Source organism: Bacillus sp. H1a, assembly GCF_000633475.1.
GTDB classification, from domain to species: domain Bacteria; phylum Bacillota; class Bacilli; order Bacillales; family Bacillaceae_G; genus Bacillus_A; species Bacillus_A paramycoides.
In genome coordinates, this window is the sequence record NZ_AYMH01000005.1 from 143,090 (window position 1) to 164,827 (window position 21,738).

At 34.5% G+C, this 21,738-nt stretch carries 32 protein-coding genes; 23 read left to right on the plus strand and 9 right to left on the minus strand.

Annotated features, from left to right (window positions below; all coding sequences use genetic code 11):
• From U860_RS0103690 to U860_RS0103705, 4 genes are all read left to right on the plus strand, one after another.
• A complete protein-coding gene (locus U860_RS0103690; RefSeq protein WP_025147441.1) occupies positions 1–1,059 on the plus strand; it encodes an undecaprenyldiphospho-muramoylpentapeptide beta-N-acetylglucosaminyltransferase in 1,059 nt (352 codons plus the stop codon).
• A 95-nt stretch (positions 1,060–1,154) separates the two neighbouring features.
• Positions 1,155–1,415 (plus strand): DUF3966 domain-containing protein, encoded by a 261-nt coding sequence (locus U860_RS0103695; RefSeq protein WP_025147442.1) that lies wholly within the window; start codon positions 1,155–1,157, stop codon positions 1,413–1,415.
• 81 nt (positions 1,416–1,496) lie between these two features.
• Positions 1,497–1,871: a nucleoside 2-deoxyribosyltransferase gene (locus U860_RS0103700; protein ID WP_025147443.1), complete on the plus strand. Its 375-nt coding sequence runs from the start codon at positions 1,497–1,499 to the stop codon at positions 1,869–1,871.
• A gap of 79 nt (positions 1,872–1,950) precedes the next feature.
• Complete coding sequence (locus U860_RS0103705) at positions 1,951–2,439, plus strand: hypothetical protein (protein ID WP_025147444.1); 489 nt, start codon at positions 1,951–1,953, stop codon at positions 2,437–2,439.
• Between the two features lie 33 nt (positions 2,440–2,472).
• Here the strand turns inward: U860_RS0103705 and U860_RS0103710 are convergent, their stop codons facing one another.
• Positions 2,473–2,784, minus strand: coding sequence for a hypothetical protein (locus tag U860_RS0103710; protein WP_025147445.1), 312 nt, complete (start codon positions 2,782–2,784; stop codon positions 2,473–2,475).
• Between the two features lie 252 nt (positions 2,785–3,036).
• Here U860_RS0103710 and U860_RS0103715 point away from each other — a divergent pair, with 252 nt between their 5' ends.
• Together U860_RS0103715 and U860_RS0103720 are read left to right on the plus strand one after the other, a co-directional pair.
• Positions 3,037–3,252, plus strand: a complete 216-nt coding sequence (locus U860_RS0103715) for a DUF3912 family protein (protein WP_025147446.1) — start codon at positions 3,037–3,039, stop codon at positions 3,250–3,252.
• Positions 3,253–3,349: 97 nt separating this feature from the next.
• Entirely contained in the window at positions 3,350–3,757 is a 408-nt protein-coding gene (locus U860_RS0103720) for a hypothetical protein (protein ID WP_025147447.1), read from the plus strand.
• 239 nt (positions 3,758–3,996) lie between these two features.
• Here the strand turns inward: U860_RS0103720 and U860_RS0103730 are convergent, their stop codons facing one another.
• The 3 genes from U860_RS0103730 to U860_RS0103740 form a co-directional block, all read right to left on the minus strand.
• Positions 3,997–5,391, minus strand: coding sequence for an L-cystine transporter (locus U860_RS0103730; protein WP_025147448.1), 1,395 nt, complete (start codon positions 5,389–5,391; stop codon positions 3,997–3,999).
• Positions 5,392–5,499: 108 nt separating this feature from the next.
• The gene (locus U860_RS0103735; RefSeq protein WP_002173453.1) at positions 5,500–5,742 is read right to left on the minus strand and encodes a DUF2626 domain-containing protein; all 243 of its coding nucleotides are present in this window, start codon (positions 5,740–5,742) and stop codon (positions 5,500–5,502) included.
• Between the two features lie 130 nt (positions 5,743–5,872).
• Positions 5,873–6,568: a helix-turn-helix domain-containing protein gene (locus U860_RS0103740; RefSeq protein WP_025147449.1), complete on the minus strand. Its 696-nt coding sequence runs from the start codon at positions 6,566–6,568 to the stop codon at positions 5,873–5,875.
• A 205-nt stretch (positions 6,569–6,773) separates the two neighbouring features.
• Here U860_RS0103740 and comGA point away from each other — a divergent pair, with 205 nt between their 5' ends.
• The 10 genes from comGA (at position 6,774) to U860_RS0103790 (ending at position 12,458) form a co-directional block, all read left to right on the plus strand.
• Positions 6,774–7,817 carry a competence type IV pilus ATPase ComGA gene (gene comGA / locus U860_RS0103745; RefSeq protein ID WP_025147450.1) on the plus strand — a complete coding sequence of 348 codons (1,044 nt, stop codon included), beginning with the start codon at positions 6,774–6,776 and terminating at the stop codon, positions 7,815–7,817.
• A complete protein-coding gene (gene comGB, locus U860_RS0103750) occupies positions 7,804–8,841 on the plus strand; it encodes a competence type IV pilus assembly protein ComGB (RefSeq protein ID WP_025147451.1) in 1,038 nt (345 codons plus the stop codon). Before comGA ends, comGB begins: the two co-directional genes overlap by 14 nt.
• Positions 8,842–8,851: 10 nt before the next feature.
• The gene (gene comGC / locus U860_RS0103755; RefSeq protein ID WP_025147452.1) at positions 8,852–9,151 is read left to right on the plus strand and encodes a competence type IV pilus major pilin ComGC; all 300 of its coding nucleotides are present in this window, start codon (positions 8,852–8,854) and stop codon (positions 9,149–9,151) included.
• Positions 9,148–9,603 carry a competence type IV pilus minor pilin ComGD gene (comGD, locus tag U860_RS0103760; protein ID WP_025147453.1) on the plus strand — a complete coding sequence of 152 codons (456 nt, stop codon included), beginning with the start codon at positions 9,148–9,150 and terminating at the stop codon, positions 9,601–9,603. Before comGC ends, comGD begins: the two co-directional genes overlap by 4 nt.
• On the plus strand, positions 9,596–9,892 hold the full coding sequence (locus U860_RS0103765; RefSeq protein ID WP_025147454.1) for a hypothetical protein: 297 nt from the start codon (positions 9,596–9,598) through the stop codon (positions 9,890–9,892). The genes comGD and U860_RS0103765 overlap by 8 nt, the downstream gene beginning before the upstream one ends.
• Positions 9,876–10,337 (plus strand): competence type IV pilus minor pilin ComGF, encoded by a 462-nt coding sequence (gene comGF, locus U860_RS0103770; RefSeq protein ID WP_002173446.1) that lies wholly within the window; start codon positions 9,876–9,878, stop codon positions 10,335–10,337. The genes U860_RS0103765 and comGF overlap by 17 nt, the downstream gene beginning before the upstream one ends.
• A complete protein-coding gene (gene comGG, locus U860_RS0103775) occupies positions 10,334–10,705 on the plus strand; it encodes a competence type IV pilus minor pilin ComGG (protein ID WP_025147455.1) in 372 nt (123 codons plus the stop codon). The genes comGF and comGG overlap by 4 nt, the downstream gene beginning before the upstream one ends.
• 210 nt (positions 10,706–10,915) lie before the next feature.
• On the plus strand, positions 10,916–11,566 hold the full coding sequence (locus tag U860_RS0103780; protein ID WP_025147456.1) for a 2OG-Fe(II) oxygenase: 651 nt from the start codon (positions 10,916–10,918) through the stop codon (positions 11,564–11,566).
• Between the two features lie 155 nt (positions 11,567–11,721).
• A complete protein-coding gene (locus U860_RS0103785) occupies positions 11,722–12,219 on the plus strand; it encodes a shikimate kinase (protein ID WP_002173443.1) in 498 nt (165 codons plus the stop codon).
• Positions 12,220–12,257: 38 nt separating this feature from the next.
• Positions 12,258–12,458 (plus strand): YqzE family protein, encoded by a 201-nt coding sequence (locus U860_RS0103790; protein WP_002173442.1) that lies wholly within the window; start codon positions 12,258–12,260, stop codon positions 12,456–12,458.
• Between the two features lie 101 nt (positions 12,459–12,559).
• Here the strand turns inward: U860_RS0103790 and U860_RS0103795 are convergent, their stop codons facing one another.
• Together U860_RS0103795 and U860_RS32680 are read right to left on the minus strand one after the other, a co-directional pair.
• Positions 12,560–13,192 carry a VC0807 family protein gene (locus tag U860_RS0103795; protein WP_025147457.1) on the minus strand — a complete coding sequence of 211 codons (633 nt, stop codon included), beginning with the start codon at positions 13,190–13,192 and terminating at the stop codon, positions 12,560–12,562.
• A 141-nt stretch (positions 13,193–13,333) separates the two neighbouring features.
• Positions 13,334–13,450 carry a GTP pyrophosphokinase gene (locus tag U860_RS32680; RefSeq protein ID WP_071718678.1) on the minus strand — a complete coding sequence of 39 codons (117 nt, stop codon included), beginning with the start codon at positions 13,448–13,450 and terminating at the stop codon, positions 13,334–13,336.
• A 72-nt stretch (positions 13,451–13,522) separates the two neighbouring features.
• On the opposite strand from U860_RS32680, the gene U860_RS0103800 reads away from it, so the two are divergent.
• Together U860_RS0103800 and U860_RS36775 are read left to right on the plus strand one after the other, a co-directional pair.
• Complete coding sequence (locus U860_RS0103800) at positions 13,523–13,750, plus strand: hypothetical protein (RefSeq protein WP_000032698.1); 228 nt, start codon at positions 13,523–13,525, stop codon at positions 13,748–13,750.
• A gap of 97 nt (positions 13,751–13,847) precedes the next feature.
• Positions 13,848–13,979: a hypothetical protein gene (locus U860_RS36775; protein ID WP_025147458.1), complete on the plus strand. Its 132-nt coding sequence runs from the start codon at positions 13,848–13,850 to the stop codon at positions 13,977–13,979.
• A 50-nt stretch (positions 13,980–14,029) separates the two neighbouring features.
• Here U860_RS36775 and U860_RS0103810 read toward each other — a convergent pair whose 3' ends face one another.
• Entirely contained in the window at positions 14,030–14,824 is a 795-nt protein-coding gene (locus U860_RS0103810) for a YqhG family protein (RefSeq protein ID WP_025147459.1), read from the minus strand.
• Positions 14,811–16,493, minus strand: a complete 1,683-nt coding sequence (locus tag U860_RS0103815; protein WP_025147460.1) for an SNF2-related protein — start codon at positions 16,491–16,493, stop codon at positions 14,811–14,813. The genes U860_RS0103810 and U860_RS0103815 overlap by 14 nt, the downstream gene beginning before the upstream one ends.
• Positions 16,494–16,884: 391 nt before the next feature.
• On the opposite strand from U860_RS0103815, the gene gcvT reads away from it, so the two are divergent.
• From gcvT to U860_RS0103840, 5 genes are all read left to right on the plus strand, one after another.
• On the plus strand, positions 16,885–17,985 hold the full coding sequence (gene gcvT, locus U860_RS0103820) for a glycine cleavage system aminomethyltransferase GcvT (RefSeq protein ID WP_025147461.1): 1,101 nt from the start codon (positions 16,885–16,887) through the stop codon (positions 17,983–17,985).
• 20 nt (positions 17,986–18,005) lie between these two features.
• A complete protein-coding gene (gcvPA, locus tag U860_RS0103825) occupies positions 18,006–19,349 on the plus strand; it encodes an aminomethyl-transferring glycine dehydrogenase subunit 1 (protein ID WP_025147462.1) in 1,344 nt (447 codons plus the stop codon).
• The gene (gcvPB, locus tag U860_RS0103830) at positions 19,346–20,821 is read left to right on the plus strand and encodes an aminomethyl-transferring glycine dehydrogenase subunit 2 (protein WP_025147463.1); all 1,476 of its coding nucleotides are present in this window, start codon (positions 19,346–19,348) and stop codon (positions 20,819–20,821) included. Before gcvPA ends, gcvPB begins: the two co-directional genes overlap by 4 nt.
• A gap of 276 nt (positions 20,822–21,097) precedes the next feature.
• Positions 21,098–21,301: a DUF3929 family protein gene (locus tag U860_RS0103835; protein ID WP_029952834.1), complete on the plus strand. Its 204-nt coding sequence runs from the start codon at positions 21,098–21,100 to the stop codon at positions 21,299–21,301.
• A gap of 70 nt (positions 21,302–21,371) precedes the next feature.
• Positions 21,372–21,563 carry a hypothetical protein gene (locus U860_RS0103840; RefSeq protein ID WP_000535934.1) on the plus strand — a complete coding sequence of 64 codons (192 nt, stop codon included), beginning with the start codon at positions 21,372–21,374 and terminating at the stop codon, positions 21,561–21,563.
• A 66-nt stretch (positions 21,564–21,629) separates the two neighbouring features.
• On the opposite strand, the gene U860_RS32685 is transcribed toward U860_RS0103840, so the two are convergent.
• Positions 21,630–21,738, minus strand: a 109-nt coding sequence (locus tag U860_RS32685; protein WP_162790986.1) for an IS3 family transposase, incomplete at its 5' end; no start/stop codon positions are given.

Here is a 21,738-nt window from a genome sequence, read left to right on the forward strand (position 1 = left end):
ATGAAAAAAATAGTCTTTACAGGTGGCGGTTCGGCAGGACATGTAACACCTAATTTAGCAATTATTCCACATTTACAGGAAAAAAACTGGGACATTTCTTACATCGGTTCTCATCAAGGGATTGAAAAAACGATTATAGAAAATGAAGGAATTCCGTACTATAGTATTGCGAGTGGGAAGCTACGTCGTTATTTTGATTTGAAAAATATAAAAGATCCTTTTCTTGTGATGAAGGGGGTTATGGATGCGTACTTCACAATTCGCAAACTAAAGCCGGATGTTATTTTTTCAAAAGGTGGTTTTGTATCTGTACCAGTCGTAATTGGGGGGTGGCTAAATAGGGTGCCAGTTTTGCTACATGAATCTGACATGACACCTGGACTAGCAAATAAAATTGCGCTCCGTTTTGCCTCGAAAATATTTGTTACATTTGAAGAAGCTGCGAAGCACTTACCGAAAGAGAAAGTAATATATACAGGATCGCCTGTGCGTGAAGAAGTACTAAGAGGAAATCGTGAAAAAGGTTTAGAGTTTCTAGGGTTTTCCCGTAAGAAATCCGTTATTACTGTTATGGGAGGAAGTTTAGGAGCAAAGAAAATTAATGAAACTGTTCGATTGGCACTTCCAGATCTTTTGAAAAATTATCAAATTGTTCATCTTTGCGGAAAAGGAAATCTTGATGAATCATTACAAAATAAAGAAGGATATAGACAATTTGAATATGTACATGGAGAGTTACCAGATATATTAGCAGCAATAGATTTTGTTATTTCACGTGCAGGATCCAATGCGATTTTTGAATTTTTAACATTGCAAAAGCCGATGGTTTTAATTCCGTTATCGAAATCTTCAAGTCGCGGGGATCAAATTTTAAATGCAGAATCCTTTGAAAGACAAGGGTATGCATCGGTATTATATGAAGAGGATGTAACGGTGGACTCGCTTATAAAGCATGTAGAAGAGTTATATCATAATAATGAAACATATAAAGAATCGTTAAAAAAATATAATGGAAAAGAAGCGATAAAGACCATTATTAAACATATTTCGGAGGTGTGATTTTTAAATCATGCCTTTTTCAATAGAATGAAAGGTTCGAAGAATTGATATATTTATGTTACAATAACAGATGGTTAATAGGGAAATTCCAATTGATTAAGCGTGAAAATACGAATGGATTAGGAGTGACTGTGTTGGAGCTAAGTCTCTATGAAAATACTGCACTTATTATATGCTTTGTGTTGTACGTTGGTAGTGTTATTGTTTATATTTCACGGAAATTTTCACAAGAACGAGAGCTTGAGAAATCAGAAATAACAGCTGAACTAGAAATGTTAGCTGATGAAAGTTATAAAAAACAAAAAATAAAAGAAGACCATGAGGCACCCCATCATTTAAACACAAATAAGTTCTAAAGATGGGGATTTCTTTTGAAAAAAACCCCATTAACGCTAAAACGGAGTTTCCCCTCATACATAATTAAGGAGTGTATATAAATGAATTTTTATATCGCCTCAGGATTCCAAAATAAACATCTTGTACGCTCTATAGCGAATGAACTGAAAAATTCAGGATGGCACCATACATATGATTGGACCCAAAATGAAAGAGCAGTTAATCAAGAACAATTAAGAGAAATTGGTCAGGCAGAGAAGAATGCTATAAAAGAAGCCGATGTCTTTTTACTTATATTAGATGGCGGAAATGGAAGTCATACAGAGTTTGGAATGGCGATTGCGCTAGAGAAAAAGGTATATATTTATCATAAAGGAAACCCGTTGCAAACAACGTTTTACCATTTGCCAGAGGTAAGTATTTTTGATGGGGATGCAGCTGAGTTTTCATCTTATGTTATAAAACATATGGAATAATAGCAACTACCTAAAAGGTTATAAAAGTGATCTTTTGGGTACAGTGATGATAAGAAAAGCCATAAAGGAGTTATGTTATATGAAATTAGAAAATGGATGGGAAACAAGTTTTTTAGAAGTTGTACAAAATAGTGAATTTAAGAAAGATGCACTTCTTAGCCAATTGCTTTGTGAGGATAGTGAAGAAGTAGAAGAGCTTGTTGACGATTACGGCTACGAAGAGATTATTGAACGCGAACATGATGATGAGTTAGCGGAAATTTTAGGAGAAGAACTTTTCAGTGAGATGGAGCGATACGTATTTTTATCTTCACAGCCAGAAGAAAAACTTATTTCATTCGTAAATGGATTAGGTTTTCATGTGTTAGATTGGATTGTGCTTCTTGAAACAGAATTTGGCATTGATAGTGCAAGTTTCACATCGGATGCAGTAAAAATGTTAGAAAAACGTTTTAGACAGTTCCCATACATAGAAGATAAAACGATTTTTGATATGACTTTTGGAGAAGCAATGGATGTATTACAATCTGTTACAGGATTACAATTGAAAGAAAAGATGAACATATAATGAAAAAGAACGTGAGGATATCACGTTCTTTTTTTACATAATAATAATTTTATCATCTAGTTTTGTCTGCCCAGTAAGAAGTGCGTTTAAATATTCCACTTGTCTTATACAAGTTTGTATATGTCTTTCGACCTCTTGTAACTCTGCTTGGTGATGTGTTTCAATTGGATGGATTTGTACGTTGAATTTTTCAAATTGACTACTATATGTTATTTCCGCATAGCCACTCATAATATCGGTTTCGTTATGAAATAAAAATTTCTTTGTTTCTTCACAGAATGATACATCCTGAAATCCATATACTTTTAATGCTTCAATTACTTTTTTAATCATGTTTGTATTCATTTTTTAACCCTCTTTACGAAGTTCTACTTATATATTATAACATAAAAAATTACATAGAAAGCGCTTCCAAGTGTGTTTTATTATAAACTTTACGTTTCAATCATAAAAATGAAACAAAGAAAAAATAATTGTAAAGAAGGAAGGACTCTTTTATTGTTTCGTCATATATATAGAGAAATAGTGCAATGAAAGGAAATTTTCTGAATTTGAGTTCGTATTTCCAATTTGAGCGCAATAAAAGAGGTGAGAATCTTGAACTTTGATATTGTAGGACAAAAAGCATATATAAAAGATGGACCATATCGAAACCGAATTGGAATTGTAAAGAAAAAGGAAAAACAATTAGAGACCTATTTTGTAATTGTAATTGGTGATCAAAGTATTGATGTAGAGCTAAAGGATATTGTTTTAGTTGGAGTAGATGTGCGGCAATTTCATGAATGGTGCGAGCAAAATGGTTATTTGTAAAAGGGACGGGCTGTGAGATAATAACAATAATTTTAGCAATATAAGAATGAGAGAATACAAGACTGTATTCTCTTTTTCAGTGTTTTAGGAGGCGAGAATGAAGTATAAAGAACAGGAGTTTACATTGGAGTTAAAAGAGAAGATTCAATGCATGGAAAATGAAATAGAGAGAATATCACTTAAACTTTTTAAAGATTATTCACATTTATACATAGAAAAAAACATGGAACTATTTATGGAACTCATCAGAGATAAAGAAAATCCTTTTGAAACAGGATATTATTCATCCATTTCGATAGCTGTATTAGATGAAGAAGGAGCGATGATTGAATTTTACACAGTTCCTATCTGGGAATGTGGTAATTATTTTTTAGGAGTGCCACTTCAAATGAGGGTTTGGGGAAGTAAGTTAAGTGGTGAACTTGTTGATGAATCTTATTGTGAGATAGAGGAGGAGTTAAAGGAGCGGTTGGAAGAGTTTTTACAGTTTGCAGATGAGGAATGATAATTAGCTTTTTGTTTATAAGAAATTAATAGTTATCAAAAAAATAAAAAAATGTATAATTTAGTTATATCTATACGTAATAATATACAGGTGGCGTTGTTATCATGGCTGAAGTAATCGGTAGAGCGTTATTCATAGTGTTTGAGATAATATGTTATGCCTTGTGTTTAAAAGATAAAGAGGAAGATGGAAAGAAATAAAAAAGGACGCTAACAACTTTATGTTAGCGTCCTTTTTGATTATGAAGCAATTTCACCAGTTTTTACATCGTCTTGATTGTACGTATCTTGATCTAATTCACCAAGCCATTTACTAGAAATAAGACCTGCTGTCATAGAACCACTTACGTTAAGAGCCGTACGACCCATATCGATTAATGGCTCAACCGAGATAACAAGAGCGACGATACCGATTGGTAAGTTCATTGTAGATAGTACGATTAATGCTGCGAATGTTGCACCGCCACCAACACCGGCAACACCGAATGAGCTAATTGCAACGACAGCGATTAAAGTTAAAATGAATTGTGGTTGTAACGGATCAATTCCGACAGTTGGAGCGACCATCATTGCAAGCATCGCTGGATAAATACCTGCGCAACCGTTTTGACCGATAGATACCCCGAAGGATGCAGCGAAGTTTGCGATTCCTTCTGAAATACCAAGTTTTTCTTTTTGTGCTTCAATATTTAATGGCATTGCACCTGCACTAGAGCGAGAAGTGAATGCGAAAGTTAATACAGGGAATACCTTTTTTACATATTGAATTGGATTTAAACCAGATAGAGCAATTAATAATAAGTGAATGATAAACATTACGATAAGTGCTACATAAGACGCTAAAACGAAATTACCGAGTTTTAAAATAGCATTTATATCGCTACCAGCAACTGTTTTCGCCATAAGTGCTAATACGCCGTATGGAGTAAGTCGTAAAATTAACGTTACCATTCGCATTACGATCGCATATGCAGCATCAAGCATCTTTTTAAATAACTCAGCTTGTTCTGGGTACTTTCTCTTTACACCGATAAAGGCAATTCCGATAAAGGCTGCAAAAATTACGACAGCAATTGTTGATGTAGGACGAGAACCTGTTAAATCAAGAAATGGGTTTGTAGGTAATAACTCTAACAATTTTTGCGGAATTGGTGTGTTTTCAATTGAAGTAAATTTCTCTTCTACTAATTTCAAACGAGCAGATTCTGCATCTCCTTGTTGTAATCCCGTTGCCGAAACATCAAATCCTGCGCTCGCAGCGATACCGACAGCTGCGGCAATTCCTGTAGTAAGAATTAAGATTCCAATAATAAGACCACTAATCTTACCAAGGTTTTTCGTTAATTGTAATTTTGTAAATGCTGAAATAATAGATACTAAAATAAGTGGCATAACGATCATTTGCAGCAATTTCACATAACCACTACCGATTAAGTTAAACCAGTTATTTGATTCGATAATCACTTTAGAAGTAGGCTCATAAATAAATTGTAATATAAGACCAAAGATAATTCCGACTCCTAAAGCAGTAAATACACGTTTATTAAAAGATACATGCTTACGTTGCATATAATACAATACACCAACTAAAATGAGCATGACTGCGATGTTAATACCGACAAGCAGTGTATTCATGTTGATTCCCCCTAATTCCAATATGTTATATAGAATATAAGTCAATAAAACCTATAAGTCAACTAGGAAATTGCGAGAATTAAAAAAAGATGGCAAATTTGCCATCTTTTAATGTCCAACTCCAGGGACAAGTAAAAACGTTGTGTACCATGTAAATCCAATGAAGAACACTGTTAAATACGCCCCGAATACGTATATATACATACGCTCTGTTAATTTTAAATAGCTTAAAAGTACGAAGAAACCTGTTTGTCCTAAAAATAGTAGTGCGGTCGAATGCATATCCCCTAAGTAAAACATAACCGAGAAAATTCCAGTCCAAAAGCCGAGAACGCGAAACATGCGCTCCATGCCATCTCCCTCCTTTTCTAGAAAAAGTAAAACCTCTCTTCATTATAGTTTATTTTTCGCACTATTGTAAATATTCATTCATATAAAAGAAAAGAAGCCAACTATAATTGACTTCTTCTCAGATAGGAAATTATAGTTGGACTTTATAGTTACAAGATTTACATCCGTCTAGCAGATTATCATTTCTTGTTAATTCCGCGTTCGGGAATAGGATTTCAAAAATTCCTTTCATCATATCTCCGTGCATATTACAAATTTCAGTCGGATGATGAACAGCAACTTCTTTAAATGGGCAATTGTGTACATCATAGAAAATTTTAGTTCCATCTGTACTTAATTCAAAAGCAGGAGATAAGCCAGCTGTTGAGAACGCTTCTTTTGCGATTTGAATTTTTTGTTCTATTGTTAATGCTTCTTCACTTACATTTAACTGATGCATATGTTGTTCCATTAATTCTTTACCAAATTGTTTTCCTGTTTCATAAAGTGCTTTTTCACCAGCTGCCCCAAGGCTAAGTAGTGAATTAAAAGCTACTTTCGCTAATAATTGATAATCGCGAAATGGGAATTGTAACTGGATGACATCTTGAGACAAGACGTATAGTCTGCTCGGTCGCCCGCCCTTTCCAGTTTTCTTTGTTTCTGACTTTAGCATATTAACATCTTCTAATTTAGATAAATGCAAGCGTGCTACGTTTGGATGAATGTTAAACTCATCTGCAATTTCTTGTACAGTTACGTAATTATGTTTTTGCGAAATATATTTATAAATGTAATAACGAGTTGGGTCAGATAATACACCTGTAATTTTTAAAGTTTGTTCCATGAGGATCTCCACCTTTATCACTTTATCCAAGATATTAACATTATAATACAGATAAACTTACATATAGGTAATTTCAGACAATAATTCGGAAATTGTTCATATTTTCACAAACATATTTTCCCTTTTTATTCTAGTGAAAATACAAAAGTACTAATTTTTCTTTTCCAGTTTTTCATGATATATACATGGTGAGGAGGGAAATTTGATGAATGGTGTCGAGCTTTTTGCGAATATGATTATGAAAGAAGCTTGCGGGGTACAAGCATCGGACCTACATATTGTACCCAGGCAAAACGATGTGGCGATTCAATTACGTATAGGGAAAGATTTAATTACGAAACAGTATATTGAAAAGGAGTTTGGAGAAAAGCTTGTTTCGCATTTTAAATTTTTAGCATCGATGGATATAGGAGAGAGGAGAAAGCCACAAAGCGGTTCATTGTATTTACAAATCGATGGACAGGAAGTATATTTACGCCTTTCAACACTTCCAACAGTATACCAAGAAAGTCTCGTTATTCGCTTACATTTACAGGCATCTGTTCAGCCACTCTCTCATCTTTCATTATTTCCAAGCTCAGCGAAAAAATTACTCTCTTTTTTACATCATTCTCATGGGCTACTCGTGTTTACTGGACCGACGGGCTCTGGAAAGACAACGACAATGTATGCATTATTAGAGGCAGTTAGAAAAAGACAAACACGTCGCATCGTTACACTTGAAGATCCGGTTGAAAAAAGGAAGGACGGCTTATTACAAATTCAAATTAATGAAAAAGCAGGTATCACATATGAGACGGGACTAAGGGCTATTTTACGTCACGATCCGGATATTATTTTAGTCGGCGAAATTCGTGATGAAGAAACAGCAAAAGTAGCTGTAAGAGCAAGTTTGACTGGACATTTAGTAATGACGACGTTGCATACAAATGATGCGAAAGGAGCGATACTACGATTTATGGATTACGGTATTACAAGACAAGAAATTGAACAATCATTATTAGCCGTAGCAGCGCAGCGACTCGTTGAACTAAAATGTCCGTTTTGCAAAGGGAAATGTTCTACTTTATGCAAATCAATGAGGCAAGTAAGGCAGGCGAGCATTTATGAGTTGTTATATGGATATGAATTGAAACAAGCGATTAAAGAAGCAAGTGGAGAGCATGTTATGTATAACTATGAAACATTGGAATCGGCAGTACGAAAAGGATATGCTTTAGGGTTTTTAGAAGAAGATGTTTATGTTTAAGAGAAAATGGAGTTTAAGCGATCAAGTGTTACTGTTGAAAAGGCTAAGCGAGTTATTAGAAAAAGGTTATTCACTTTTACAGGCGTTAGAATTTTTGCAGTTTCAATTACCTTTAGGAAAGAAAGATCAGGTACAGCGCATGATAGAGGGGTTGAAAAACGGACAAAGCTTGCATGATTCTTTTCATCAATTAATGTTTCATCCGGATATGCTAAGTTATTTGTTTTATGCTGAGCGACACGGTAATATTTCTTTTGCATTGCAACAAGGGAGTGTGCTTCTTTATAAGAAGGATAAATATAAGAAAGATATGATGAAAGTACTTCAATATCCTATTTTTTTAGCGTTTTTTTTAATGCTTATTCTTTCTGTTTTCAACCTCATTTTATTGCCACAGTTTGAAACTCTCTATAGTTCTTTACGTTCTACAACATCACCTCTTACGGAGCAAATTTTATTTATAATCAAATCATTACCTTACTTCATTTTTATCATTTTTCTTACTGTAATAATTGGGTTTAGTTTATATATGTTTTACTTTCGAAAACTTCCTCCTATTCAAAAAGTAAAGATTTTAATCCATATTCCTCTCATGAAAACATTTCTTATTTTAAATCATTCGCATTATTTTTCTGCTCAATTAAGTGGATTATTACAAGGGGGATTGTCAGTGCTAGAAGCTTTAATAGTAATGATGGAACAAAAGCATCATCCATTCTTTCAGTATGAAGCAACCAGGATTGAAAGACAATTAATTGCGGGAGAACAGTTACAAACTATTATTGCTAAAAGTGGTTATTACGAAAAAGAACTTTCTTATATTATTACGCATGGACAAGTAAACGGTAATCTAGCAACTGAGCTTGGGGATTATAGTGAACTTATTATTGAAAAGATAGAACGGAAAATTAAAAACATTTTAGTTGTAATTCAACCGATTTTATTTACATGTATCGGGGTTATAGTCATTCTTATGTATTTGGCAATGATTATGCCAATGTTTCAAATGATGAATTCAATTTAGGGGGATTTGTATGGAGAATGAGAAAGGTTTTACTCTTTTAGAAATGCTATTAGTAATGGTTGTTATATCTGTATTATTACTATTGATCATTCCAAATGTAGTTACACAGCGTTCCTCAGTGCAAGGAAAAGGGTGCGACGCATATGTAAAATCTGTAGAAGCACAAATACAAGTATATCAGTTACAGTATAATAAGATTCCATCAATAGATGCGCTTGGAGAAGGAAAGTATATTACTTCTAAAACATGCCGGAAAGGCGAATTAATCTATATTTCCGATGATGGTGCAGTATCTGTCGGGAAATCGTGAAGCAAAAAGGTTTTACGTTTTTAGAAATGTTACTCGTTTTATTTACTATTTCTGTACTGAGTGTTGTTACGCATTTTAATGTTACTTCATTATATGAAAAACAAAGAGTTGAGCAGTTTTTGAAACAGTTTTCAAATGATGTTTTGTATATGCAGCAGTTAGCGATTAAGCGTCAAAAACAGTATACGTTACGATGGTATAAAGAGAAAAATATGTATTATATTTGGGAATCGGAGACGGAATCTTTAATTGCTAAGAGAGAATATGATAAAAATATACAAATTGATTTGCATACTTTTCCAAACCCGATGACGTATAATTTGAGGGGAAATATTAATAGGGGTGGTACGATTTTACTTTCGTATCGAAATTACAAATATGAGATTGTATTTCAGCTCGGAAGAGGGAGATTTACGTATCGTGAAGTGTCAAAAAGGATCAGTAATGGCTGAGATGCTAGTAGCGCTAAGTTTATTAATGATGGCGGTATCGTTATTGCTCCCGCAAACGATATTGATTATGCAAGAAAGAAAAAATATACAAATGCGCTATAAAGCATTTGTATTATTAAAAAAAGAAGCAACCTTATTCGTGTATGAGAATGAGGAAAAGCGAATAAAAGAGCAAGTTATAAAAGGAGTTGTATATTACACATATTGGAGAGGAGATGAAGTTTGTACGATGTGGAATGATGTGAAAGGGAGAACGATGGAGCAATGCCTTTATGCAGAGAAAAAATAAATTAGAAGCGGGGTTCACATTAATAGAAATGATTGCGTGTTTGTTTCTTTTATTAATGTTCTTTTTACTTTTACCACGGCTTCATATTATAGGGATCGAAAATATACAGTCAAAAGGATTAAATGATTGGGAGTGGGATGTATTTTTAGAGCAAGTGCAAATGGAGTATCGTGAAGTATCAATGGGGAGAAATATAGTAATTGAAAATAATGAAAGTATTTTGCGTTTCCAACACCGTAATGGTGATGAGGTGACGTATGAAAAAGTGAATAGTAATCTTATAAGAAAAGTAAATATGCGCGGAAGGGAATTTATATTACAAAAGGTTGAAGCAGTTTCGTACAAATTAACACCTCATTTGCTATTTATATACGTGAAAGATATAAGTGGTGAAATATATGAAGGTGTTGTTATGCGCTATAGTGAAATTGGAATAGAAACATGAGAAAACAAGATGGATTTGCATTGCCAGGAACAATTATTTTGCTGGTTTTATTAACTTCTTTTTTGATGTATGAAACAAATATGTTACTTTCGGATAAAAAATTTTATATTGAAATAGAACAAAAATTTTTTATGGAGGAACTTGTTGATCGAGCTATTGCAGATATAAAAAAAGACTTACAGCAAAAAGAAAAGAATGATACATTTTTATTTCAGTATGAAAAAGGAAAAGTGAGTGGAAAATATGTCTTTGAAAATGATGTTATTATCATTTCGTTGCAGTGTGTTACGAAACAGAAAGTTTTTTATGTAGTGAGCTTTCGCTATAGGAAAAAGGATAATAAAATATTTGATTGGGTAGAAGGCTGATATGTAAATGTAATTGAGAGAATTGGATGTCAATATTTATATAAAATATATATAGAAAAACCATGTATCTCGATTCAAAAATGAGTCGAGTTTTTTATGGGGATGGATAAATATAGAAGGTTAAAGTTTAAATTTTCTCAAAAAAGAGAAGGGTGGGAAGAGTATGATATATTCATGCTATCCGATCATTTTTTTAAGGGAGATAGGTACATGGAAAATGAAAATCATATAGTTGGAAATAAAGAAATGACGATTTTTGATCACAAAGGCAACACGATTGTGACAGAGGATAGAGATGTACACATTATCTCAAGATTCGAAGAGCCTCTTATTGTCGTATTAGCAAATGTATTAAGTGATGAAGAATGCGATGAATTAATCAAATTGTCTAAAAATAAAATGGAGCGTTCTAAAATTGGTTCATCACGTAATGTAAATGATATTCGAACAAGTAGCGGTGCATTTTTAGAAGAGAATGAACTTACTTCGAAGATTGAAAAACGAATTTCATCTATCACGAATGTTCCTGTAGCGCATGGAGAAGGATTGCACATTTTAAATTATGCAGTGGATCAAGAATATAAAGCGCACTATGATTTCTTTGCGGAACATAGTAGGGCGGCGGATAATAATCGTATTAGTACACTTGTCATGTATTTAAATGATGTTGAAGAAGGTGGGGAAACGTTCTTTCCTAAATTAAACCTTTCTGTACACCCTAGAAAGGGAATGGCAGTATACTTTGAGTATTTTTATCAAGACCAATCACTAAATGAGCTTACGTTACATGGAGGGGCACCTGTTACGAAAGGCGAGAAATGGATTGCAACGCAATGGATGAGAAGAGGTACTTATAAGTAAAAGCAAGCTAGCTAGCTTGTTTGATTGTGAAAAAATAGTGAGTATGTTACGTTTTGTTCTTCATAGCATAAGAAGAACAAAACGTTTTTTTATTAAATAAAGTAACATCTTTCGTTATAATAACAAATAATAACGGATGATTGAGAGGGACGAAAATGAAGTCTATATACATAACTGGTTATATGGGAGCAGGGAAAACAACAATCGGGAAAGCGCTAAGTAAAGAACTTCATATGGATGTTGTAGACACAGATCACCAAATTGAAGAGAAGCAAGGAAAGTTAATTCGGCACATTTTTGCTGAAGAAGGAGAAATTGTTTTTCGTGAATATGAAAGTGAAATGTTGCGTTCACTACCAGCCCATAATGTAATTATTACAACTGGTGGAGGGATTATTGAACGCGCAGAAAATCGAAAGTGGATGAAAGAGAACGGCACTGTCGTATATTTATATTGCGATCCATATGTGATTGCAGAAAGGCTTCGTGAAGATACGACACGTCCGCTATTTCAGAAGAAAGATATAGATGCATTTGTAACGAAATTCGAATCGCGCCGAGCTTATTATGAAGAGGCAGATATTCATATTGATACGACAAATAAGTCTGTAGAACAAATTATGAATGAATTAAAGGGGAAGATTAATGTATAAAAAAGTGGACATACTAATCAAGTAGAGGTGATGATAATATGTCTACTAATGATTATGTTCGCTTTGTGACACAGCAATTTGTGTCATATATGGATGCTCCAAAAGAGGATAGAAAACAAAAGAAGGAACAACGCCGTGCAGAAAAAGAGCCATTCTTAAATAAATGGTTTGGTGTTATGCCGCTGAGCGCTGCTTTGTTTTATCGAAATGTAAAAGATAAAAGAAAAAAATCAAGCTAATTATTTTCTACGAGTATTTACGGTGAAAATACATTGGATTCTTTTGTGATAAGTATGTGGAATGAAAAATCCCTAGTGCAATAAGGCACTAGGGATTTTTTCTATTGTACAGACTCTTTTTCTTCTGTAACTGCATGTATTTTATTATTTACCCATACAAATCCTATTCCTATACAAATAGAAATTCCCCAACCAACAGCGGTCATAATAGCTCTCATTTCACCATATCCATCTACACCGAAAACAGAGATGAAATAGATTTTCAAGAAGCTTTTTAAAATAAATTGAAGACCAAAAAAGAGTGTTAAATATTGTAATGCTGGATATATACGGCTATCACGATAAAGTTCACGGCTTTTATCGCGATCATGACCTTGTAATGCTGCAATATCCGCAGCAAAATATAACATAAGTGGTTTTTTTATGAAAATTGAACATATGACGATAATACCGAGTACGATATGGTAATATGCATCATTCCATAACATTCGTTCTGCTGATCCTGATATTAAATCTACAGTTGTATTAGCGATGAGTGTGATTAAAATAAAGAACCCTGTCACGTTAAACTGTTTTTCCTTTTTAAACGTATACAGTGTATAAATAATCCCAGGGACAGATGAGATTAACATTGCGTAATAAGGATCGATATAAGGTTTTGCAAATTTCCAAATGAGGAATGGGAATACGAGATAAAAGACAAGATCTAATATAGCTTTTTTATTTTGATTCATATAGAGCCTCCTTAAGTCATACATATATTTTATAATATAATTTCTGAAAATTGTATAAGGTTTAATGGAAAAAGAAAAAGTATATCAAACTTTGGGGGATTAGTAGATTGAAAAAAATTGCCCCTAGCGTAGTAAGTTTTTTTAGTATATAATAAAGGAAACGCTTTCATTTTTGATTTGTTCACAAAATGGACGGAAAATCACATATTTACTATTGATATGTTGCTTTATAATGAAACTAATTAAATATACATGCATACAATATTGTGAAATAAATAACATAAATAATCTATATAAATGTAAACGTTATCAAAGAGAGAGGTGGAGACAATGAGTAAATTTTTCTTCAATCATAATCCAGCAACATTAGAGGATGGAAGGCTTGTTAAGTATGCTGAAATTATTTATGGAGAAGGTGGCCGTTCTGTATTAGAAAATTTAATGGTGAAGGCATCTATCAGATTGCGTGATCGTTATCCGAATAAATCTGACGAGCAAATCTCGAACCTCGTAAATCAAGGTATCCATGATATGTTTCAAAAATACGTGAATGAGTAAGAGTAGCTAATTGCTGCTCTTATTTTTTTGTATAAGGATTGTGCCTCTAGCTGAAAATAAAGGTGTATGTTGAAACATGAAAAAAGGAGGGGAAAAGATGAGCAATGGAATTGGGCGTTCAAAAGAGAATCTTCCGACTGATGCAAATCATGTAAGTGCGAAGGATCGTGCATATCAGAAACGTATGACGGAGAAAAAACAGCAAGAGCGTAATGCCGATAGAGAATAGGCTGGGAAATATCTTAAAAGAAGCTCCTTCTAAAGCTGAAGGAGCTTTCTTTAAGATAGAAAATGATTTGCGGTAATATAGAAGAGACCACCGTTTATAATTTGCATTGTAATGCGTGGTTCGTATTGTTCTTGTAATGCTTGCTTTTCAATTTCATAGCTTTCTGGAAGTTCATCGTTATCTTCGTAAAACCGATTTAAAAGGTCTAAATCGTGATTCCAACGCACTCTTGCTTCTTTTGCCCACGTATGGTCGTCTTCAGCTATTATACTTTTTAAAGCATCCTCTATACGTTGTAAGCCACTTTGTGGCTTAATGATAGGTGAGAGTGTAAAACAAAAATCAGGTATTTTCGGCGTGAGTTTGATCTCTGCTAAAGTGTCATGAAAGTTTGCAATCATTGTGCCAGAAATAAGATGAATACCGATGGAATGAAGTATGTCTTTTTTTCGGTCGCATTGATAAGATACTTTTATATTTACACCAAGCCAAGGATGTAGAGGGGTATGAGTTGCCCCACTATGTTTCACTTCCTCATATAAACGTATGTATGAACCTAGTTCTTTTGTTGTTTCAAAGATTTGATGCAAACGTGGTGAACCGTAATGAATAAGTTCACCATCATTTTCTTCATCCTCCGAATTTGTAAGGAGAGTAAGACGCATCGGATTAGGAATGCCTCCTGTTTTTTCGAGATAGTGCCAATAGAAAGGACGATTCATTAATAATTTGTCCATTTCAATTGTTAATTGTACATCTAATAGATGAGGAGAGTGCTCTAAAATTTCACAGTTATTCGCCTCGAAAAAGTTGTATAAGTAATTATGAATTTCATTTTGCTGCATAGTCTTGCACCTCAGCTTCATTGCGCTTCGCAAAATCGATAATAGATGTTAAATTTTCCATCTTGATTCGAATTTCACCTTCGCTTTTTGATTGCGCGAAAATTTCTTGAATATGCGCATCAATATTTTTCATGTTGATTCTCGTTAAAATTTCATCGAGTTCGCCGATTACACGTTCAAATAAATTAATTTTTTCATATAGTAGTTTTAAAATGTGCTCTTCAACAGTATGTTTTGTTGCTAAGTTATAAATGTGAACATCATTTTTTTGTCCTAGGCGGTGAATACGTCCAATCCTTTGCTCGAGGCGCATTGGATTCCATGGTAAGTCGTAATTAATCATATGGCTACAAAATTGCAAGTTAATTCCTTCACCGCCAGCTTCGGTCGCAATTAACACTTGTGCATGATTTTGGAAAAGCTCCTTCATCCAATCTTTCTTCCCGCGCTTAAATCCACCGCGAAATGGGACAGAGGAAATTCCATGTTGTTGTAAGAACCATTGTAAATACATTTGCGATGCTCTATATTCAGTGAAAATGATGACTTTATCGTCAATTTCTTTTATAAGCTCTAGAGCTTTATTTGCTTTTGAGTTGAACGGAATATGATTAATTTTATCCATCAGTACATCAATATGTGGGTCCTTTATGTAATACTCATTTTCTTTCTGCCTTTTTTCTACATGTTTTTTTAATGAATAGTAAACAGCTTCCCGACTACTACATGCCTCTCGTTTTAAAGTTAAGGATGAGAAAGCGGACGTGAAGGCATCTTGTCCTCGCCAATTTTCAATTTCATTATATAAAGCTTGTTCTTCGTCATTAAACTCAACGAATAATGTTCGTACATGCCTCTTTGGCCAATCAATCCCAGTATTATGACGTCTATTTCGAACCATCACTTTATTGATGAGAGCTTTTAAATCTTCATCAGATTCAGCTGAACGATTTTTTGAAGCATAATATTCTTCAAAATTAGATTGATTGCCTAAATGACCTGGTTTTAATAAAGAAACGAGGTTGAAGATTTCATCAATTTTATTTTGAACAGGAGTTGCGGTTAGTAATAAACAAAACTTCTTTTTTAATCGTTGTGCAAATTCATAGTTTTTTGTTTTATTATTTTTTAGTTTATGTGCTTCATCGATAATAATAAGGTCATACTCTAAATTTAAAACGATATCGCGATGTGGCGAACGTTTCGCAGTATCGATTGATGAAACGATGACATCAGCTTGTTCCCAAGAATAACTTTTCTTTTGAGCGACCGCAGGAATAAAAAATTTTGTGTTTAGTTCATACGCCCACTGAGAAACGAGGGAAGCTGGAACGAGAATGAGTACTTTTTTTACAAGTCCTCGTACCATATATTCTTTTAAAATAAGACCAGCTTCGATCGTTTTTCCAAGTCCGACTTCGTCTGCTAGAATCGCTTTACCATTCATTTGTTCAATGACATTTTGAGCGACTTCTAATTGATGCGGAAGCGGCGTGAAATGTGATAAATGTTTCGGTGCTTGCAATCCATCAAAAGTAGGGACGAGTAATGATTTCTCTGTTTTATAAGCTAAATGATATAAATCCCAATTTGTCCAAGGACCATCTTCATCAATTCGTTTTAAAAAATTATTTTGCCACGTTCGATCTACGGAAATATCAACATTCATTAAGACTCTCCCACCTTTTATAAACTAAAGTGATTATGAAAAAAATCTTTATTATAAGCCTTGTAATAAGGCGCTATCACACTTACTAAAAGTTAAAGAATAGGCAATGGTAAAGGGATAAATCCCAGAAGTTGTATTTAATAAGATTAAGAATAAAAAATTCTAAATTATTTTTTATGCTAGAATATTGATGAAATATAGCGAATAATGTTAGGATAATGGTGTGAAATGTGTGGAATCTTTCGTATTTTATCCAAGAAAGTAACTTTTTATTTACGCTTTCATAAAAAAATATGATGAGATTCCGTATATCCTTATCTTTTCAGAATGAAAATGTTTAGATATGGGAAGCAACTTTTATTGATTTGTCAGAGCATAAGGGGGAAAGAGCATGATTACATTACAACGTACACCGTTATTTGATGTATACGCGAAGTATGGTGGGAAAACAATCGACTTCGGTGGTTGGGAATTACCAGTTCAATTTTCAAGCATTAAAGAAGAGCATGAAGCTGTACGTACAGCGGCAGGTTTGTTCGATGTATCTCATATGGGAGAAGTAGAGGTAAAGGGTGTAGATAGTTTAGCATTTTTACAACGTGTTGTTACAAATGACGTATCTACCTTAAAGGTAGGAGGCGCACAATATACAGCTATGTGCTATGAAAATGGTGGCACTGTAGATGATTTATTAATCTACAAACGTGGTGAAGAAGACTATTTATTAGTAATCAATGCATCGAATATCGAGAAAGATTACAAATGGTTAGCAAGTCATGTAATTGGCGATACGAAAGTAGTCAATGTTTCTAGTGAAGTTGCACAGCTTGCAATTCAAGGACCAAAAGCAGAAGGCATTTTACAAAAAGTTGTGTCAGAAGATTTGAAAGAAATTAAGTTCTTTAAATTTAAAAACGATATTCTGGTAGATGGAGTTCCTGCACTTGTATCTCGTACAGGTTACACAGGTGAAGATGGATTTGAAATTTACTGTAAGAGTGAAGATGCTGCAAAACTTTGGGAGAAACTTCTTGAAGTTGGAGCAGAAGAGGGCTTAAAAGCATGTGGTTTAGGTGCTCGTGATACACTTCGCTTCGAAGCAACTCTTCCTTTATACGGACAAGAGTTATCAAAAGATATTACACCGATTGAAGCAGGAATTGGCTTTGCGGTAAAAACAAATAAAGAAGCAGACTTCTTCGGAAAAGAAACGTTAAAAGAGCAAAAAGAAAACGGTGCATCTCGTAAGTTAGTCGGCATCGAAGTGATCGAACGTGGTATTCCTCGTACGCATTACCCTGTATTTATCGGAGAAGAGAAAATCGGGGAAGTAACGAGTGGTACACAATCTCCAACGTTAAAGAAAAGCATTGGTTTAGCACTAATTGATGTAAAATACGCAGCAGTTGATACAGAAGTAGAAATTGAAATTCGTAATAAACGCGTCAAAGCAGTAGTTGTTCCAACACCATTTTATAAACGTTCAAAGTAACGGGGAGAGGGGTAGATTTCATGTTGCATCGTTATCTTCCAATGACAGAAGAAGACAAAAAAGAAATGTTACAAACAATCGGCGTTCAAACGATTGATGAGTTATTCTCTGATATTCCAGAGAGTGTTCGTTTTAAAGGGGATTTAAAAATTAAAGAAGCAAAATCAGAGCCAGAGCTTTTAAAAGAGTTATCTCAAATGGCTAGTAAAAATGCGAACTTAAAAGAATACGCTTCTTTCTTAGGAGCAGGCGTATACGATCATTACGCTCCAGTAATTGTTGACCATGTTATTTCTCGTTCAGAGTTTTATACAGCTTACACACCATACCAACCGGAAATTTCACAAGGGGAATTACAAGCAATCTTTGAATTCCAAACAATGATTTGTGAATTAACAGGAATGGATGTAGCGAACTCTTCTATGTACGACGGAGGTACGGCTTTAGCTGAAGCGGCAATGCTAGCAGCTGGCCATACTCGTAAAAAGAAAATTCTTGTATCTAGCGCAGTTCATCCAGAATCAAGAGCGGTACTTGAAACATATGCAAAAGGTCAACATCTTGAAGTTGTTGAAATTGATCATAAAAACGGTGTAACAGATTTAGAAGTATTACAAAGTGAAGTAGATGATACAGTTGCTTGTGTAATCGTTCAATATCCAAACTTCTTCGGACAAGTTGAAAAGTTAGCTGATATCGAAAAAATCGTTCATCAACAAAAATCATTATTTATCGTTTCTTCAAATCCATTATCATTAGGCGCATTAACACCACCAGGGAAATTTGGTGCTGATATTGTAATCGGTGATGCACAGCCATTTGGTATCCCAACGCAGTTTGGTGGACCGCACTGTGGTTACTTTGCAACAACGAAAGCATTTATGCGTAAAATTCCAGGACGTCTTGTCGGACAAACTGTAGATTCAGATGGTAAACGTGGGTTTGTATTAACGTTACAAGCACGTGAACAGCATATTCGCCGTGATAAAGCGACGTCTAACATTTGTTCAAACCAAGCGTTAAATGCATTAGCAGCATCAGTTGCAATGACTGCACTTGGAAAACAAGGTGTGAAAGAAATGGCACGTCAAAACATTTCTAAAGCACAATATGCAAAACGTCAATTCGAAGCGAAAGGCTTCACTGTGACGTTCGCTGGGCCATTCTTCAATGAGTTCGTTGTAGATTGCAAACGTCCAGTTAAAGAAGTAAATGATGCATTATTACAAAAGAATATTATCGGCGGTTACGACCTAGGCCGTGATTATAAAGAGCATGAAAATCATATGCTTGTAGCAGTAACAGAGCTTCGTACAAAAGAGGAAATTGACACACTTGTAAACGAAATGGGGGCTATCCAATGAAGAACCAAGACCAAGCACTTATCTTTGAAGTGAGTAAAGAAGGACGCGTAGGATATAGCTTACCCAAATTAGATGTAGAAGAAGTGAAATTAGAAGATGTATTTGAGAGCGATTATATTCGCGTTGAAGATGCAGAGCTTCCAGAAGTATCTGAACTTGATATTATGCGCCATTACACAGCGCTTTCAAACCGTAACCACGGTGTTGATTCTGGATTCTATCCACTTGGATCTTGTACGATGAAATATAATCCGAAAATTAATGAAAATGTAGCTCGTTTCGCAGGCTTTGCAAATATTCATCCACTTCAAGATGAAAAAACAGTGCAAGGTGCAATGGAATTAATGTACGACTTACAAGAACATTTAATTGAAATTACAGGTATGGATACTGTTACATTACAACCAGCAGCTGGTGCACACGGTGAATGGACGGGTTTAATGTTAATCCGTGCATATCATGAAGCAAATGGTGACTTTAACCGTACGAAAGTAATTGTTCCTGACTCTGCTCACGGAACAAACCCAGCATCTGCAACTGTAGCTGGTTTTGAAACAATTACAGTAAAATCAAATGAACATGGTCTTGTTGACTTAGATGATTTAAAACGTGTTGTAAATGAAGAAACAGCAGCACTTATGTTAACAAATCCAAATACATTAGGCCTATTCGAAGAAAATATTTTAGAAATGGCAGAAATTGTCCATAACGCAGGCGGTAAATTATACTATGATGGTGCAAACTTAAATGCGGTATTAAGTCAAGCACGCCCAGGAGATATGGGATTTGACGTTGTGCATTTAAACCTTCATAAAACATTTACAGGTCCGCATGGTGGCGGTGGTCCAGGTTCTGGTCCAGTAGGTGTGAAAGCTGATTTAATTCCGTACTTACCAAAACCGATTTTGGAGAAAACGAAAAATGGCTATCACTTTAACTATGATCGTCCAGAAGCAATTGGGCGTGTGAAACCATTCTATGGTAACTTCGGAATTAACGTTCGTGCATACACATATATTCGTTCTATGGGTCCAGATGGACTACGTGCAGTAACTGAGTATGCTGTATTAAATGCGAACTACATGATGAGAAGATTAGCACCATTCTATGATCTTCCGTTCGATAGACATTGTAAGCATGAATTTGTATTATCAGGTCGTCGTCAAAAGAAACTTGGTGTACGTACGTTAGATATTGCAAAACGTCTGCTTGATTTCGGTTACCATCCACCAACAATTTACTTCCCATTAAATGTGGAAGAATGTATTATGATTGAGCCAACAGAAACAGAATCAAAAGAAACGTTAGATGGTTTCATTGATAAGATGATTCAAATCGCTAAAGAAGTAGAAGAAAATCCAGAAGTTGTACAAGAAGCACCGCATACTACAGTCATTAAACGTTTAGACGAAACGATGGCTGCACGTAAACCTATTTTACGTTATGAAAAGCTAGCTCCTGTACAAGTTTGATTAGAATAAAAAAGAACTCGCTATATGCGGGTTCTTTTTTTTGTGCAGGTGGGATGAAAAAAGTGTTAAAAATTATTATTTTTTGTTTCATATTGCTGTAAAGAAGCAGTTTTATAGGTGATTTTGTTGAAAAAGTCGGTTTGATAAAAGTATTTATTTTTGTTAGAATTTTATTGAAATTAAGAAGATGTGATGAGGCAAAAATTACTCATTTTTATGTATATGTGAAAAAACGAGCAATACGGGGGTGAAAGTGTGGGATATCGATGTTATAGAATGGTATACCATTTAGAAAATGGAGAAACAATTAAAGATATAAAAGAATTTTGTTACCGAGACCAAGGGAAAGTGCTAGAAAGAGTAGCTAATCGTGTAATGGACAATAGAGAAGTGACAGCGATTGATAAACAGGGAACGATCATTTCAATAGCGTGTGAGGACATTGTAAAGGTGGAACTTGATTACATAACAGAAAGTTAACCTTGAGTCATATCGAATTATTCGATAAAATATACTGTTGAATGGTGAAGTGAGAAGAGAGGAGTTTATCATGGGTAGTACAAGACACTTTTATATGTTTATTTTAGCTTTTGTTCTTGTTGTGGCGTTAACAATTTATTTAATTGTTGATAGCAGCTGGTACAATACAGTTCATCCGGCATTCCTTCTATTTATGTATGTAGGAATTGCGGTTGTTAGTTTCGGAATGAGAGACGAAATGTTAGATCGCTTTGAAAAGTGATACATATACGAAAGACCAACAGGAAAATGTGGTCTTATCCCTGTCAAGTAGACAGTATGAAAAAGACTAAGCAGCCATCGAGATTCGATATTCTATCGGAGCTCGATGGTTGAGTCGTTTTTGGAACCGTTTATAGTTATAAAAGTAAATATACTCTTCAATTGCTTGTATTAAA